General features: G+C 62.6%; 12 protein-coding genes. 7 read left to right on the forward strand and 5 right to left on the reverse strand.

Features of this window, described 5'->3' with window-relative positions:
* Positions 1-75: 75 nt before the first annotated feature.
* Positions 76-3,150 carry an efflux RND transporter permease subunit gene (locus AC4PS6_RS17195; RefSeq protein ID WP_019817345.1) on the reverse strand — a complete coding sequence of 1,025 codons (3,075 nt, stop codon included), beginning with the start codon at positions 3,148-3,150 and terminating at the stop codon, positions 76-78.
* 2 nt (positions 3,151-3,152) lie between these two features.
* Positions 3,153-4,259, reverse strand: a complete 1,107-nt coding sequence (locus tag AC4PS6_RS17200) for an efflux RND transporter periplasmic adaptor subunit (RefSeq protein ID WP_014718124.1) — start codon at positions 4,257-4,259, stop codon at positions 3,153-3,155.
* 100 nt (positions 4,260-4,359) lie between these two features.
* Between AC4PS6_RS17200 and AC4PS6_RS17205 the strand changes: the two genes are divergently transcribed.
* From AC4PS6_RS17205 to AC4PS6_RS17220, 4 genes are all read left to right on the forward strand, one after another.
* Positions 4,360-5,565 (forward strand): multidrug effflux MFS transporter, encoded by a 1,206-nt coding sequence (locus AC4PS6_RS17205; RefSeq protein ID WP_336827501.1) that lies wholly within the window; start codon positions 4,360-4,362, stop codon positions 5,563-5,565.
* Between the two features lie 76 nt (positions 5,566-5,641).
* On the forward strand, positions 5,642-6,508 hold the full coding sequence (locus tag AC4PS6_RS17210; protein ID WP_336827502.1) for a pirin family protein: 867 nt from the start codon (positions 5,642-5,644) through the stop codon (positions 6,506-6,508).
* A gap of 166 nt (positions 6,509-6,674) precedes the next feature.
* Entirely contained in the window at positions 6,675-8,120 is a 1,446-nt protein-coding gene (locus AC4PS6_RS17215) for a mechanosensitive ion channel family protein (protein WP_014718127.1), read from the forward strand.
* A gap of 93 nt (positions 8,121-8,213) precedes the next feature.
* The gene (locus tag AC4PS6_RS17220) at positions 8,214-8,651 is read left to right on the forward strand and encodes a carboxymuconolactone decarboxylase family protein (RefSeq protein WP_003190655.1); all 438 of its coding nucleotides are present in this window, start codon (positions 8,214-8,216) and stop codon (positions 8,649-8,651) included.
* A gap of 5 nt (positions 8,652-8,656) precedes the next feature.
* Here AC4PS6_RS17220 and AC4PS6_RS17225 read toward each other — a convergent pair whose 3' ends face one another.
* On the reverse strand, positions 8,657-9,427 hold the full coding sequence (locus AC4PS6_RS17225; protein WP_038449861.1) for an AraC family transcriptional regulator: 771 nt from the start codon (positions 9,425-9,427) through the stop codon (positions 8,657-8,659).
* A 98-nt stretch (positions 9,428-9,525) separates the two neighbouring features.
* Between AC4PS6_RS17225 and AC4PS6_RS17230 the strand changes: the two genes are divergently transcribed.
* Entirely contained in the window at positions 9,526-10,656 is a 1,131-nt protein-coding gene (locus AC4PS6_RS17230; protein ID WP_336827503.1) for an MFS transporter, read from the forward strand.
* On the opposite strand, the gene AC4PS6_RS17235 is transcribed toward AC4PS6_RS17230, so the two are convergent.
* A complete protein-coding gene (locus AC4PS6_RS17235) occupies positions 10,646-12,808 on the reverse strand; it encodes a TonB-dependent siderophore receptor (RefSeq protein WP_198833804.1) in 2,163 nt (720 codons plus the stop codon). The genes AC4PS6_RS17230 and AC4PS6_RS17235 overlap by 11 nt on opposite strands.
* A gap of 191 nt (positions 12,809-12,999) precedes the next feature.
* Here AC4PS6_RS17235 and AC4PS6_RS17240 point away from each other — a divergent pair, with 191 nt between their 5' ends.
* Positions 13,000-13,779 (forward strand): acetoin reductase, encoded by a 780-nt coding sequence (locus AC4PS6_RS17240; RefSeq protein ID WP_003190660.1) that lies wholly within the window; start codon positions 13,000-13,002, stop codon positions 13,777-13,779.
* Between the two features lie 41 nt (positions 13,780-13,820).
* Here AC4PS6_RS17240 and AC4PS6_RS17245 read toward each other — a convergent pair whose 3' ends face one another.
* Positions 13,821-15,683 (reverse strand): sigma-54-dependent Fis family transcriptional regulator, encoded by a 1,863-nt coding sequence (locus AC4PS6_RS17245; RefSeq protein ID WP_032903530.1) that lies wholly within the window; start codon positions 15,681-15,683, stop codon positions 13,821-13,823.
* Positions 15,684-15,990: 307 nt separating this feature from the next.
* Between AC4PS6_RS17245 and AC4PS6_RS17250 the strand changes: the two genes are divergently transcribed.
* Positions 15,991-16,968 (forward strand): thiamine pyrophosphate-dependent dehydrogenase E1 component subunit alpha, encoded by a 978-nt coding sequence (locus tag AC4PS6_RS17250; RefSeq protein ID WP_003190663.1) that lies wholly within the window; start codon positions 15,991-15,993, stop codon positions 16,966-16,968.
* Positions 16,969-17,001 lie beyond the last annotated feature (33 nt).

The raw sequence follows: 17,001 nt of genomic DNA on the forward strand, positions 1-17,001 counted from the left end.
CACCATCTGCAATCCCTCGCACTGTTTGATCAGGCGAGGGACTTTGCAGCGGTTGAAAGAGGAGGGGAGTAGAGCTTATCCGGCAGTTACGTGGGACGTTTCAGTAACCTTATCGCGCAGCACCAGACTGCACAGTGCGGGCAAAAACAACAGCGTCAACACCGTACCCACCAATACGCCGCCAATCAGCACATAGGCCAGCGACGACCAGAACACCGACAGTGTCAGTGGAATAAACGCCAACGCCGCCGCCAGTGCGGTAAGGATCACCGGCCGCGCACGCCGCACCGTGGCTTCGATGATGGCCTCGCGAATCGCCATGCCGTGATCCTGGTTCTGGCGGATTTGGTCGGTGAAGATCAGCGTGTTGCGCATCAGAATGCCGCCGATGCCGATCAGCCCAAGAATTGCGTTGAAGCCGAACGGCTGGTTGAACAGCAACAAGGTCGGCACTGCGCCAATCAGGCCCAAAGGCGCGGTAGCGAACACCATGAACATCACGCCGAACGAGCGCACCTGGAACATGATCACCGTGAGGGTCAGCAGGATCATGATCGGGAACAGCGCCGCCAGGGCGACGTTGGCCTTGGCGCTTTCCTCAACCGGGCCGCCGATGTCGATTTTGTACCCGCTGGGCAGTTTGGCGATCAGTGGCTGCAGGTCTTTGTACACGGCCATTTCCACATCGGGCGGTTGTACGCCGTCGATGATGTCGGCGCGCACTTCCACGGTGGTGGCGCGGTCGCGGCGCTTGAGGATCGGCTCTTCCATTACCGCCTGGAAATGCCCGACCTGGGCCAGCGGCACCGACGTACCGGCGCTGTTGGTCAGCGTCATGTTGTTGAGGTTGGCCAGGTCTTCGCGTTGGCTGCCTTGGGCGCGGGCCACCACTGAGACGGTGCGGTTGCCTTCGCGCACTTCGGTGATCGGGTTGCCGCTGAGCAGGGCGTTGAGTTGGGACTTGACCTCGTCGGGGGTAAAACCCAGCAAGCGCAAGCGATCCTGGTCCAGCACCAGGCGATAACCGCTGGCACGTTCGCCCCATTCGAGGAAGGTGTCCCTGGTCAGCGTGTTGCCAGCCACAACCTGACGCACGTCTTCAGACAGCCCGCGCAGCACATTCAGGTCCGGCCCGGAGACGCGGAACACCACCGGGAACGGCACCGGCGGTCCGAAGACGAGCTGCGTGACCCGTACCCGCGCCGACGAAAATTCGCCTGCTGCAATGCGCTCGCGCATCCGCAGTTTCAGTGCGTCGCGGGCGTGGGAATCCGGGGTTTGCACAATCAATTTGGCAAACGCCGGGTCGGGCATTTCAGGGTTCAACGACAGGAAAAACCGCGGTGCACCGCCCCCCACATAGGTGTCGACCATACTGGTCTGCGGCTCTTGCAACAGCGCCTTCTCCACCTGCGCCGCCACGGCTTCGGTGCTTTTGAAGGCGCTGCCGGGTGGCATATACACTTCCAGAATCAGTTCCGAGCGGTCGGAGTCCGGGAAGAACTGTTTCTTCACCACCGCCATACCCAGGCCGCACACCACGAACGCGGCCACCACCAGCCCGGTCACCAGCCAGCGCCCGCGCACGCAAGCCTCCACCAGGCTGCGCAGTTTCTGGTAGTAGCGCCCGGCATAAATCGCATCATGCCCGCCGGGCACTGGCTTGATCTGCGGCAACAACTTCACGCCCAGGTAGGGCGTGAACACCACGGCCACCAGCCAGGATGAAATCAGCGCGAAACCCACGATCCAGAAGATATTGCCGGCGTATTCACCCGCCCCGGAGCGCGCAAACCCAACCGGCAGAAAGCCGATGATGGTGACCAGGGTGCCGGTCAGCATCGGCGCCGCCGTGGAGCTCCAGGCGTAGGTGGCCGCGTGGATGCGGTCAAAGCCTTCTTCGAGTTTGACCACCATCATCTCGATGGCAATGATCGCGTCGTCCACCAACAGGCCCAGGGAGATGATCAATGCCCCGAGGGTCACGCGGTCGAATTCGCGGCCCGTGACCAGCATGATCACGAACACGATCGACAGCGTCAGCGGCACGGCCGCCGCCACCACCAGCCCCACGCGAAAGCCCAGGGCCAATAGGCTGATCAGCATCACCACCGCCAGGGCGACGAAGAATTTGAGCATGAATTCATTGACTGCCAGGCTGATGTTTTTCGCCTGGTCGGAGACCTTGGCGAAATTCACGCCCAAGGGCAGGTCGGCCTGAATCCGCGCTTCTTCGGCTTGCAGGCTCTTGTCCAATTCCAGGCCGTTCCAGTGCTTCTCCATGATCACGCCCAGCATCAACGCCGGGTCGCCCTGATGGCGGATGCGATAACTGGGCGGGTCTTCATAACCGCGGCTCACGGTGGCCACATCGGCGATGCGCAATACGCGGCCATTGACTTGCAGGGGCACGTTCTCGATCAAGGCCAGGCTGTCGAACGCGCCGTCGATGCGGATATAAGCGCGGGCGCCCGCCGTTTCGACGAAGCCTGAGGGCGCCACGGCGTTTTGTGCGGCGAGGGCGGCGAAGATCTGTTCGGGCTTGATGCCCAGGGTTGCCAGGCGCTCATAGGAAAACTCCACAAACACGCGTTGGGCCTGTTCGCCAAGGATATTGACCTTTTTCACCCCTGGCAGGTTGAGCAAACCCTGGCGCAGCTCCTCGGCCATTTGCACTTGTTGGCGATGGGGCAGGTGTTCGGCTTCCAGGGCGTACAACGCAAAGTACACGTCGGAATATTCATCGTTGAAAAACGGCCCGATCACGCCCTTGGGCAGGCGCGTGGCTTCGTCGCTGAGTTTTTTGCGGGTCTGGTAGAACAGTTCCTGGATTTCGCTCGGGCGTGTGGACTCCAGGAAGGTCATGCGCATCGACACAAAGCCTGGCTGGGCGATGGTCTCGACGCGGTCGTAGTAGTCCAGTTCCTGTAGGCGTTTTTCCAGGCGGTCGGCCACTTGCTCCTGCATCTCCTGGGCGGTGGCGCCGGGCCAGGCGGCGGTGATGGTCATGACCTTGACGGTAAACGAAGGGTCTTCGGCGCGCCCCAGCTTGCCGAACGCGAAGACCCCGGCGACGAGGATCGCAATCAGCAAAAACAGGGTGACGGCGCGGTGTTTGACGGCCAGTTCGGAGAGGTTGATCCCGCGCATACTCATTGATCCTGCTGACGGTTGAGGGCCAGCGCCTGGGCGGGCAGCAAGCGCACCGTGTCGCCGCTGTGCAGCAGGTGAGCGCCGAGGGCGACGATGGTTTGGCCGGGTGTTACGCCGCTGTCGAGCAAGGCGTCTTCCTGGCCGAGGCTGGCGACCTTCACTGGTGCGAAGCTGATCTTTTGGTCATCGCCAATCAGCCAGACGCCCGTGCCTTGCCCCGCATCCTGCAAGGCGCCAATCGGCACGCGGGTTTGCAGGGGCTGGCCATTGCCTTGCAGGCGTACGGTGATGGTGGAGCCGAGGGCGAACCGCTCGACCGGACCCTGCAGCACATAACGTGCGCGGTAGGTGCGGGTGACCGGGTCGGCGCTGGCGGACAGTTCGCGCAGGGTGGCGGTCACGGCCTGGTCCGCTGCGCCAAAGGGAAGCGCCAGGGCTTTTTGCGCGGCCAGGTCACGCCGGTTCTCCGGCAGGTTGACGATGGCTTCGCGGGCGCCGTCATGGGCCAGGCGCGCCACGATTTGCCCTTCGGCCACCACTTGGCCGCGATCGGCCAGTACGTCGGTGATGATGCCGTCGCCATCGGCCTTGAGGACCGAATAAGTGCGACGGTTTTCGATCTGGCTGGCGTCCGATTGCGCCGCGGCCAGTTCGGCCTGGGCGACGCGCAGGTTGGTGGCCGACTGGTCGAAGATCTGCCGCGACACCGCGCCGGTACTGGCCAGGCGCTGGTAACGGTTTTCATCATCACGGCGCTGGCGCAGTTGGGCCTGGGCGGCGTTGACGCGGTTCTTGGCCGAGCGCAGCGCCAGTTCGAAGTCGCCGATGTCCAGCACCAACAGGGTGTCACCACGGGAGACGTGCTGGCCGGGGTCGACCTTGCGCTCGATCACCTTGCCGCTGACCCGAAAGCCCAGGTCACTTTCAGTGCGTGCCGCCACCACGCCGGTATAAGCGCTTTGCTGGGTGCCGGCTGCTTCGACTTTGACGGCCAGCACCGGGCGCGATGTGGGCGCCTGGGCGGCGCTGTCGGCCTTGCTGTTACAACCACTGAGGACCACCAGCAGAGCCAGGGGCGTGAGAAGGCGCAGGGGGAGAGGGGGCATGACGAACTCCAGGGTGACCATAGGGCAAAAAATTATGGACATAATTTTTTGCTCATATTATGGTCGAAATATAAATTAATCCAGCCCCCGGATATTCCCCATGGCAAACGCCCCGGCACCCTCACGCAGCTTGCTGTTCTTGCTGGTTGCCCTCACCGCATTGGGTGAAGTCTCGACGCAACTGATCATCCCCGGCCTGGGTGCCATCGAGCACGCGCTGCAGGCGCCGCAAGGCTCGGCACTGATGGCGCTGTCGGCGTTCGTTGCTGCGTTTGGCCTGGGGCAGCTACTGTTCGGGCCGCTGTCGGATCGCATCGGCCGGCGGCCAGTCTTGATCGGGGGCCTGGCGCTCTACGTAGTGGCGACGCTGGCGATGCTGCTGGCCACCGACATCCAGCAGTTTATCGCCGCTCGGGTGTTGCAAGGCCTGGGCGCGTGCGCCGCGCTGGTACTAGCGCGCACCGTGGTGCGCGATGTGTGGAAAGCCGAGGCAGGCCCGGCCCTGGCGCTGACGATGATCGGCATGTTGTATGCCATCGTCGTTGCGCCGATAGCAGGGGGCTTGCTGATCAAATTACTGGGGTGGCGTGCGCCCATCGCCCTGGCGTTGGTGATCGGCAGCCTGGTGTTATTGCTGGCGCTGCTGTTCTTTCGCGAGAGCAATCATCACCTCGATCCCAGGGCCGCACACTGGCGCACCCTCGGCGGGCAGTATCTGGATCTGCTCAAGGGGCGCCAGTACCGTGCTTACGCGGCGGCCCTGGCGTGTACCTATGGCGCGATGTTTGCGGTGATCGCGGGTTCATCGGCGGTGTTTATCAATCTGCTGGGGTTCAGCAGCCTTGAGTACGGGCTCAACTTCGGGCTGATTGTGTCGATGCTGATCGTCGGCTCCACCTACACCCGGCGTAACATTCAGCGCCTGGGGCCGCAGCGCATTGTGGCGATGGGTGTGACGATGGTGGCGGTGGGCGGGGTGGCAGCCCTGGCGATTTACCTAGTGTTCGGGTTGTCGGTAGTGGGGCTGGATATTCCCATCGCCCTGGTCACGCTCGGCGGCGGCCTGGTGCTGCCGGGATCCGTTACCGGGGCCGTGATGCCCAATGCGCACCGTGCGGGTTTAGCCGCCGGGCTCATGGGATTTGCACAGATGTTCGGCGCCACGTGCAGCGGGTTGCTGCTGAGCCAGTTACGCGATGGCAGTGCCGCGCCGATGATCATTATCCAGGCCGGGCTTGCACTGTCGGCACTGGTTGCCTTTCAACTGCTGCGCCAACGCCAGGTTAAAACGCTGTCCTATATATAGAACGATCAGGGCCATTTTTACCGGCTAGTGCTCAAGGGTGAGGCGATTTAAGGTGTACTCACTTTGGAGGTACACCATGAAAAAGCTGATTGGTATCTACACCAGCCCCCGCGCCCACTGGGTCGGTGATGGCTTTCCGGTACGCACGCTGTTTTCCTACGACACCATGGGCAAGCACATCAGCCCATTCCTGTTGCTGGATCACGCAGGTCCGGCCGAATTCGCCCCGACTGAACAACGTCGCGGCGTCGGCCAGCACCCGCATCGCGGTTTTGAAACCGTGACTATCGTCTATGACGGCGAAGTCGAGCACCGCGATTCCACCGGTGCCGGCGGCAAAATCGGCCCAGGTGATGTGCAATGGATGACTGCGGCCAAGGGCATTCTTCACGAGGAGTTCCACTCCACAGACTTCGCCCGTCGCGGCGGCGCACTGGAGATGGTGCAACTGTGGGTCAACCTGCCGGCCAAGGACAAAATGGCGGATGCCGGTTACCAGACCATCGTCGATGGCGACATTCCGGTGCTGCCATTGGCGAACGACGCTGGCCACCTGCGCCTGATCGCCGGGGAATTTGCCGGTACTCAAGGCCCGGCCCGCACCTTCACGCCGATAGACGTGTGGGACTTGCGCCTCAACGCCGGTAAAGCGGTCACGCTGGACCTGCACGCCGGGCGTAACACCGCTTTGGTGGTGCTCAGCGGCACATTGTTGATCAACGGCGAGGAGGTCGCACGCCAGGGGCAGTTGGCGCTGTTCGAGCGCGACGGTAAGCAACTGACCCTGGAGTCCAACGACGACGCCAAGGTGCTGCTGCTCAGCGGCGAACCCATCGACGAGCCCATCGTCGGCCACGGTCCGTTCGTGATGAATACCGAGCAGGAGATTCACCAGGCATTTGCCGACTTCCAGTCGGGAAAATTCGGGCAGATGCACGCCTGACGGTTCACCGCCACCCCCTGTGGGAGCTGGCTTGCCTGCGATAGCATCATCATGGTGTAGCTGATACACCGCGGTGTGTGCATCGCAGGCAAGCCAGCTCCCACATTTTGTTTCCAGGGTTCTGATTTCATGCGATCTTCTCGGCATTCGCCCTGGAGTCGCCTGGATGCCCTCATTTATCGCTGATCACCCGATGCTGTGCGCCGTGGCGTTGATCCTGATCGACATCGCCGTGTGGCGCCTTATTTCCCCAAACCTTGCCAACTGGAAACTCGCAGCGCGGCTAGTGATCTTTGCGGTGTTCAGTGCCGTATTGTTCAACGACGGCATGAACCCTATGCAGGCGGCGCCCTATGCCGATGACACCACCTTGCACCTGGCCGCCACGGCATTGCAGATCGGCTGGTGGCTGTTTGCGGCGCGTACCCTCACGGTATTGCTCGGCGCAGTGATGATGCAGCGGGTCGGCCATACCGGGCGCTTGTTGCAGGACCTGATGGGCGCGGTGATTTTCCTCATTGCGATCATCGCCGCCATGGCCTATGTGCTCGACCTGCCGGTCAAGGGCGTGCTGGCCACCTCGGGCGCCGTGGCGATCATCGTCGGCCTGGCCTTGCAAAGCACTCTGAGCGATGTGTTTTCCGGGATCGTCCTCAATACCACCAAGCCTTACCAGATCGATGACTGGATCTCCATCGACGGCACCGAAGGCCGTGTCACCGATATCGACTGGCGCGCCACGCGCCTGCAAACCTCCCAGGGCAGCCTGGCGGTGATCCCCAACTCCCTGGCGGCCAAGGCCAAGATCATCAACTTCTCGCGCCCGGCAGACATGTTCGGCCTGGCGGTCAGCCTGCAAGTGAGCCCACATGCGCGCCCGCAAACCGTGATCGAAGCGCTGGAACGTGCGATGCAGGGCTGCCGGCCGTTGCTGGCCCAACCGGCGCCCAGCGTCGCGTTCAAGGCGTCCACCGGCAGTGGCGTGGAGTATGAGATCAGCGGTTTTGTGCCGGCCATGGGCCTCAAGCGCGAAACCCGCAACCAGCTTTACGACCTGGCCTACCGGCATTTGCAGGCGGCGGGCGTGGGCCTGTTGTCCGCCACCGAAGGCAGCACGCCGCCTGCGGTGTCTGGCGCCCGCGCCTTGCTGGAGCGCTCGACGATCTTCTCCACCTTGCGCCAGGAAGAAAAAGACACCTTCAGCCAGAACATGACCCTGCACACCTACCGCGCCGGTGAGATGATCCTGGCGGCGGGGGAGGTCAGCGATCACCTGTTCATCATCGAGTCCGGCGTGGTCTCGGTGCTGTTGATCAAGGACGGGCACACGTTCGAGGCAGGGCGCATGGGCCCGGGGGAGGTGATCGGTGAGTCCGGCATTCTCTCCGACCAGGCGGCGCTGGCGGATTTTTCGGCCAAGACCTACTGCACGCTCTACCGCATCGAAAACGAATACCTCAAGCCGTGCCTGGACGCCCGGCATGATATCGGCGAAGCCATGAAGGCGCTGCTGGACTTCCGCCGCCATGCTGCCCAGGCCCTGACCGAAGACGCACCCGTGGTACCGGTGAAGAAGGGCTTCATCCAGTGGCTGAGGAACCGCGGCCTGTAGATTGGTCACCTGTTCTTCGCCCGGATTGGCTATTTCTCCAGGACGCCGGGGTGACTAACCTGCTCACCAATCCCACTGTCCTGGAGCAACACCATGCAAACCCGTACCGATTTCTACACCGCTTCCCCAGACGCCATGAAAGCCATGCTCGCCCTGGAAGCGGCAGTCGGCAAACTCTCCATCGAACTGCCACTGCTGGAACTGGTGCGCCTGCGCGTGTCGCAGATCAACGGCTGCGCGTTCTGCCTGGACATGCACACCGCCGATGCACGCAAGGGCGGCGAAACCGAGCGACGCCTGTACACCGTGTCGGCCTGGCGTGAAACCCCGTTCTTCACCCCGCGCGAGCGCGCCGCCCTGGCTTGGGCCGAAAGCCTGACCCTGCTCAGCCAGACCCACGCCCCGGATGAAGACTTCGACGCACTGGCCGCCCAATTCAGCCCCCAGGAACAAGTCGACCTGAGCGTCGCCATCGCCACCATCAACAGCTGGAACCGCCTGGCGGTGGGTTTTCGCAAGATGCCCAAGTAAGGCCTTCAGTTGGCTTTGAAATAGCTGCGCGGCGTGGTGCCGGTCATGCCTTTGAAAAAGGCGATCAGTGCACTGTCGCTGGCAAAGCCCAGTTCAAAGGCGCAGTAGCCCAGGCTGCGCCCGGTGGCGAGCAGTTCGATCACCCGCATCAGACGCCACTGTTGGCGCCATTGCTGATACCCCAGGCCGGTTTCCTTGAGGAAAATCCGGCCGATGGTCTTGGTGCTGGCGCCAATGTGCTGTTCCAGGTCCTGCAGCGTGGGGGGCAGGCGGTCGAGCTGGGCTAGCAGCGGCGCCAGGCGCTTGTCCCGTGGCAACGGCAGCAGCATGGGTTGTGCGGCTGCGTGGCGGATTTCATCCAGGCACAGCCCCAACAAATGGGCATAGCGACCCGCCTGCCAATCAGTCTCGAACGGCGCCAGGGCCATGGGCTCCAGCACTGCCCTGAGCAAGGCACTCACTTCGATCACCCGCACCTGGGCCGGTAATTGCTCGGCCAGGGCCGCACTCACATACACCGACCGATAGTCCACCGCCTGCTGCATCACCGCACGATGGGGTAGGCCGCTGGGGATCCAGGCTGCGCGGCTAGGTGGCAACAGGCACAGTTGATTGTCCAGGGTGATGCGCGTGCAACCTTGCTGGGTGAACAGCAGTTGCCCGCGCTGGTGCACATGCAGGCCCGAATCGTGATTGCCCAACACCGCCGCGATGCCGATCACGGGCGCTGAGTAAACATCGGGGTTGAAAGACGCGGTAGCGGCAAGCCAGGCCATGGGTTGTCCGATTTGATGGATAAAGTGTCGAAGTCTGGATAATAGCCCAGCTGGCGCGCCCTAGAATCCGTCCGTTGTGTTTATGGAGGGATCTTGTGATGACGTTTAAAAAATTGCTGGCGCTGACCATGGCCCTGCTGATGTTCCCGCAGTTGGCCCAGACCCTTTACAGCCCGGCCTTGGGCGATATCGGCCGGGCCTTTGATGTCGCGCCCGAGCGAGCGGGGCAGACCTTGTCGGTGTATTTCCTCGCCTTCGCCCTGGGCGTGGTGGTGTGGGGCCGGTTGAGTGATCGTTTGGGGCGGCGGCCGGTGATGCTGATGGGGCTGGCAGTCTATGTGGGCGCTTCGGCGCTGGCCTTGACTGCGACGACATTCAACGCCTTGCTGCTGGCCCAGGCCTGCGCGGCATTGGGTGCGGCCGTGGGGTCGGTGGTCACGCAGACAGTGCTGCGTGACCGTTTCCACGGTGCCGAACTGGCCCAGGTGTTTTCCGTGATGGGCGTTGCGCTGGCCGCCAGTCCTGCTGTCGGCTTGTTCAGCGGTGCGAGCCTGGTGGAGTTTTTCGGTTACCGCGGTGTGCTCTGCACGTTGCTGATGCTCGCGGGGGTGTTATGGGGCTGGTGTTGGTGGGCCTTACCGGAGACCCGTCCGGCATCGCTGCCCACCGCCGCCCTTGGCCAGACGCTCGGCCTGATGCTCAAGGATGCCGGAGTATGGCGCTCGGTCGGGTTGGTCGCGGCGTTCAATATTGCGCTGTTCAGCTATTACAGCGTGGGGCCGTTTATCTTCGCGCAGCAGGGGCGTTCCACCGCCGAGTTTGGTTACAGCGGTGTGCTGCTGGCGCTGGGCTCCGGCTCGGGTGCATGGCTGAACAAAGCCTTGCTCAAGCATGGGTGGAGCGGCGAGCGGTTGGTGGTTGTCGCCGCCACGGTGACCGTGGTGGGGAGCCTGTTGGTGTTGGCCCTGCAGCACAGTTGGCTGTTGGTGTGGCCGATGCTGTTGGTGGTGCTGGCCTTCGGCATGGCGATTCCCAACGTGCTGGGGGCGGCCCTGGTCGATTACCGTGACCGCCTTGGCACCGCCGCCGCCCTGTTTGGCTTGCTGTACTACCTGGTGATTGGTGGCGGGCTGGCTTTGGTGACCTGGTCCCAGGATCTTGGCTGGAGCCTGTTGGTGTGCGCTTTGGCGGCGTTGTGGCTGGCCACGTCGCGGCTATTCAGAAGTTGACCGACGCGCTCAGGCGCGCGGTCAACGGTGCACCCTGGAACAGGTAGTCATCACCCATGTATTCGCCGGCGTCGCGCCAGTAGCGCTTGTCGAACAGGTTATCGACGCTCAGGCGAAACACGGTCTCGTAGCCATCGACCTTGGTGGTGTAGCGGCTACCGACGTTGACCACCGCGTAGTCGCCCACTTCCACATTGCCGGTGCGATTGGCGGACTTCTTGGCGCTGTATTGCACGCCGCCCAATACCGCCAGGCCGTTGACCCAGGGCAGGGCGTAGTCGGCGTACACGCTGGCGCGCAGCTTGGGCACGTTGATCGCCTGATGGCCTTCGTACGCCGGCGTGCCGCTGCCGCTCACCCGCGCTCGGATCGCGGCCACGCTGGTGGCGATCTGCAGACGGTCGGTGGCCCAGCCGTTGGCGGACAATTCAATGCCGGTGTTTTTTTGCTGGCCCTGCTGCACGTAGTTGAACGTGTCACCTTCGGGTTTGGCGTACTGGTAAGCCTGGCGCGTCTGGAACACGGCGGCGGCGAAGCTGATACGGCGCCAGTCGTATTTCACCCCGGCTTCGAGCTGGCGCGAGACAGTGGGGGCGAGTGTTTCATCCGCATTGTTTGCGAACCACGGCGCGGTGCCGCCCAGGGACAGGCCCTTGCTGTAGCTGGTGTACAGCGAAACGTTGTCCACCGGCTTGTAGATCAGCGAGGCCTGGGGCAGGAACACGTACTGTTGGGTGTGGCGCGTCTGGTTGCCGGTGACGCTGTCGAAGGCTTTTTCGTCCAGGCGCACTTCACGGCCGCCGAGGATGGTTTGCCAGTGCTCGTTGAAGCGGATGCGGTCGGTGACGAACAGTCCGTACTGGCGGCTGTCGAGGTTGCGGTGGCTGTCGTTCAACGGCTTGTCGGTCGGGGGAAAGCTCGGCACCTCTTCGTTGATATTGGCGGTGCCGATGAATTCGTTGACCGACTTGCGTTTGTCGATCACTCGGCGAAACGCGCTGCTGCCAAAGGTCAGTTCATGGCCGATGCCGGCAGTGTCGAAGAGGCCGGTCATGGCCGCCTGGATTTCGTCGTCGCGGCGAGTGTCGTCCGGGCTGCGGTAGTCGTAGACGTCGTAATTGCCTTCGGGGCTGAAGTAGTTCGGCACGCTGGCGGCACTGCAACTGGCCGAACCATAGCAACCCCAGGCAAACGAGCTGTAGTCATCAATCACCACCTTGCTACGCGCCGCGCTGACACTGCCTTTCCACTGATCGCTGAAACGGTACTCGAACTTGCCGTTGAGGTTCAGCGAATCAATCCCCACCTGCTTGCCGCCCGTCTGGTGCCCCAGCAGCTTCTTCGGTGAAGCACCGTGGGGCACTTCGGTGCCGCCCAACAGTTGATACCCCGGTACCGAGCGCTGTTGTTTGTTCTGGTATTCGGCGTCCAGTTGCAGCACGGCGTCGGGGCTGATGTTCCAGTCAAAGGCCAGGGACACGAAATCGCGCTGGCCGTTGGCGTGTTCCACATAGGAGTTGAGGTCTTCATGGGCGACGTTGGCGCGCAGGCCGAACTGCTGCTCGCTGCCAAACCAGCCGCCGACATCGGTGGCGATGTAACCACTGCCACGATCATCAGTGGACACCGTCACCGAGCGCACATCCTGGGGGCGTTTGGTCACGTAGTTGATCACCCCGCTGGGCTCGGAAATGCCGCTCTGCAAACCGGCCAGGCCCTTGAGCACTTCCACCTGCTGCTTGTTTTCCAGCGCGACGTTCTGCTCGCCGGTGATGGTGCGCCCATTGATCTTGTAACTGCTGGCCGCGTTCAGCGAAAAGCCACGCACCACGAAATTCTCGTAATAACCGATAGGCGCATAACTGTCGCCCACTGAGGCATCGTTGCGCAGCACTTCACTGAGCAAGCGTGCCTGCTGGTCCTTGATCAGCGCGGCGTTGATCACGGTGATCGAGGCGGGGGTGTCCAACAGCGGCGCTTCATCAAAGCCGCCCACCGACGCGGTTTCACTGCGGTAGCCCGACTCATCCTGGCCCTGAACCTTTACCGTCGGCAACTCGATCTCGGCGGCCAGGCTGCTGCCGATGCCGCCACTGAGCAACAGGCCGAGGGCGAAACGTGAAGTGACGACGGGGCGAAAACGCAAAACCATGGGTAAAGGCCTTAAAGCGTTGGGCGGGGGGCGCCTAAGCTAGGCATAAGCGCGGCCTTTTACAAGCTTTCGCGCAAGGTTCGCACGGCGAGACAACCCGTCTCAGCTCCGATGCCGATCCTGTTGCGGCTCGACAGCCAGGCGCCGGCTTGCGATAGACAAGGCTCCCCTCATCGTTTCAGGAGATTGTCATGGGTATCGCAGGTAAAGTCGCGCTGGTCACCGGCGCCGGGCAGGGCATAGGCCGGGCTATTGCCATGCGCCTTGCACAGGACGGCGCCGATGTCGCGTTGGTGGACATTGACGGCGCCAAGCTCAACGCCGTGGCCGCCGAAATCGTCGCCACCGGCCGCAAAGCCTCTGTGTTCATCGCTGATGTATCCAGACGCGAACAGGTGACGGCTGCGGTAGAGCATGCCCACCAGACGCTGGGCGGATTCGACATCATCGTCAATAACGCCGGAGTGGCGCAGATCGACTCATTGCTCGATGTCAGCCCGCAGCAGGTCGAGCGCACCCTGGATATCAACGTCAAGGGCGTGCTGTGGGGGATCCAGGCGGCCGCCAACAAATTCAAGGCGCTCAAGCACAAGGGCAAAATCATCAATGCTTGTTCAATCGCAGGGCATGAAGGCTTTGCGCTGTTAGGGGTCTACTCGGCGAGCAAATTCGCGGTGCGCGCCTTGACCCAGGCGGCGGCCAAGGAACTGGCGAGCGCGGGGATCACGGTAAACGCCTATTGCCCCGGTGTGGTGGGCACCGATATGTGGGTTGAGATCGACAAGCGCATGGCCGAGATTACCGGGGCGCAGGTGGGGGCAACCTACAAGCAGTACGTGGATGGGATTGCCTTGGGCCGTGCGCAAACGCCGGAGGATGTGGCGGGGTTTGTGGCATTTCTGGCAGGCCCGGACGCAGACTATATGACCGGGCAGGCGCCGTTGATCGACGGTGGCCTGGTCTACCGCTGACAGCGTGGTCGACTCGCCTGCGTGGGAGTCGATCCCTTGTATCAGTGGGTTTTGCCGGGCATATCAATACCCAGTTGGTTCACGCGTCGGTACAGGGTTGCCCTTGAAATCCCCAGGGCCTGTGCCGCAGGCGAGGGTTTCCAGCGATGGCGAATCAACGCATCCAGAACCATTTGACGCTCGGGGCTGGCGCTTTGCTCTTCCAGCCCTTGAGGCTGCTCGCCCCGGATTTCAATCGGCAAATCCACCACTTGCAGCGTAGTGCCTTCGCACACCGCACAGGCGTACGCCAGCACATGCCGCAGTTGCCGCACATTGCCCGGCCACGCATAACCCAGTAGCAATTGCAGTGTGGCCTGGCCGATGCCCAACGACACGCCACTGTTACGCGCCTCTTGCTCCAACAGCCGATTGATCAGGGCCAGCTTATCGGTGCGTTCGCGCAACGGCGGCAGGCAGAAGCGCGCACAACCCAGGCGAAAGTACAGGTCTTCACGGAATCGGCCCGCGCTGACCAGCGCCGCCAAATCGCGGTGGCTGGCGCAGATCACCTGAATGTTCACCACGCGGGTTTTCGCTGCGCCCAACGGCGCGACTTCACCCTCGGCCAGCACCCGCAGCAACCGTGTCTGCAACGCCAACGGCATATCGCCGATTTCGTCGAGGAACAACGTACCGCCTTCGGCTTGCAGTAGCAGCCCGCTCATGCCTTTGCTGGAGGCTCCGGTGAAGGCGCCGGGCGAATAGCCGAACAGCTCGCTTTCAATCAGGCTCTCCGGAATCGCCGCGCAGTTCACCGCCACAAACGGCCCGTGCCGGCGCGCGCTGTGCTCGTGCAACTGGCGGGCGAAGACTTCTTTGCCGACGCCGGTTTCACCTTGCACCAGCACGGGCAGGTTGCGGTCCTTGACCCGCGCAGCCAAGCGCAGGTGCTCCTGGATCCGCGGGTCGACTTGAGTCTCTGGCAGCGCCCGAACCGAGGGGCGTCGGGGTGCATTGACCCTCACGTGTACCGCGTCGGGCTTGCCCAGCCAGTGCAACTGCCGGGTTGACTGATCAGTGGCTGCACGCAATGCATCCACATCGAACACTTCGCCGATATGCTCAGGCAGCTGGCCAAAGCGCAAGCGCAGGGCTTGACGCGCCTTGCTGTTCAAGGCGTGCAGACGTCCGTCCTGGTCCCAGGCCAGCAGCAGGTCGGGTTGGCTGTCGACAAAGCCTGGAGTGCTATGGGCTTGTAACACCCAGTGCTGCCGGGCGCTGTGCATGAAAAAAGCGTTTTCGATGGCCTGGGCGCTCTGCGCCACCATCTGCCTTATCAGGTGCTGGCTGCCGCGGTCATCCGGCGACTTGAGCGCCGAGACATCCAGCACACCCAACAGGTGGCCCTGCGGGTCGAAGATGGGCGCAGCCGAACACGTCAGGCCGATAAACGCTGCGCGAAAGTGATCACGCTTGTGCACCGTTACCGCCGTTTTATTGGTCAGCACCGTGGCCACGCCGCAGGTGCCTTCCTCGGCTTCCGACCAGCAGGTGCCCAGGTAAAGGCCGGCCTTGCGGCAGTCGGTGCGAATGCTCGCATCGACACGGTGATCGATGGTCTGGCCCTGGGCGTCGGTGAGCATCACGCAGTAGTCGGCATGGCGCACGCGATGGTGCAACTGTGCGACTTCTTCGCCGGCGATGCGCATGAACAGCTCGGCGCGCTCGCGGCATTCCTTGAGCAAGGGTTCGCTGAGGATACGTGGACCTTGCAGGGAGCCGGGGTCCAGGCGGTGTTGCTCCATGGACCGCCGCCACGAATCGAAGATCAGCGACGGCACGGGCGCCTGGGGCAGGCGCTCGGCATTGCGGACCACGCGGCTGACACAGTCGACATGCTCCCTGGAGTTCATGGCGAGCATAAAGCCTCCGGTTCTCAAGCTTTGTTGTTATGCGCGTCATTAAGCGCGCATGTGTGCCCACGGACAAGGGCACCCTGACCAACGCCTGCATTGAGACGCTGCGTCTCATGCCGCTGAGACTCAAGGGTCGAACTGCGTGGTTGCGTCTCACATTTAGTCGACCACTTGCCTGGGCATCGCTGTGTTGCACGGCTCTGGATCAAGGCTTTGCCAGGTTTTCTCGACGGTTGGCACAAGCTGTGCTGAACAGCTTGGCACTGGCCGCAGCCAGTTTTTTGTGCGTCGAGACAACCTGGAGAACAACAAGATGTCCACCCACCTGTGCACCGATCAGTTACTGCATGCCTACACCGTGATGCGCACCATCCGCGATTTCGAAGAACGCCTGCATGTGGAGTTCGCCACCGGCGAGATCCCCGGTTTCGTTCACCTGTATGCCGGTCAGGAAGCCTGCGCCGCTGGCGTCATGGCGCACCTCAATGACGATGATTGCATCGCGTCCAACCACCGCGGCCACGGACACTGCATCGCCAAGGGCGTCGACGTGTTCGGCATGATGGCCGAAATCTATGGCAAGAAAACCGGCGTGTGCGGCGGCAAGGGCGGCTCCATGCACATCGCCGACCAAGAGAAAGGCATGCTCGGCGCCAACGGCATTGTCGGTGCCGGCGCACCGTTGGCCGCGGGGGCGGCGCTGGCTGCCAAGCTCAAGGGGAGCCAGGGCGTGGCAGTGGCATTTTTTGGCGACGGTGGCTCCAACGAAGGTGCCGTGTTCGAAGCGATGAACCTGGCGTCGATCATGCAGCTGCCGTGTCTGTTTGTCGCCGAAAACAACGGTTATGCCGAGGCCACTGGCGCCGGTTGGTCGGTGGCCTGCAAAGACATCGCTGAGCGCGCCGCCGGGTTTGGTATGCCGGGGGTGATCGTCGACGGCAATGATTTTTTCGCGGTGCATGAAGCACTCGGCGTTGCTGTGGAGCGGGCGCGCCAAGGCGACGGGCCAACGCTGGTCGAGGTCAAGCTCAGCCGTTTCTATGGGCACTTCGAGGGCGATGCGCAAACCTATCGCGGCGCTGACGAAGTGAAAAACCTGCGTGAAAACGCCGATTGCCTGGCCTTGTTCCGTCAGCGCTGCCATGCCGAAGGCTGGCTGGATGCAGCGCAGTTCGAGCGCATCGACGGTGAAGTGGCGCAATTGATCGAAGACGCCGTACGCCTGGCCAAAACCGATCCCAAGCCCCAGGCCGCCGACCTGCTAAGCGACGTTTACGTGGCCTACCGCTGATACCAACCCTATAAAAACAAGACGTGGAGAGAA

The sequence above is a fragment of the Pseudomonas sp. DW-iso17 genome, assembly GCF_058725345.1.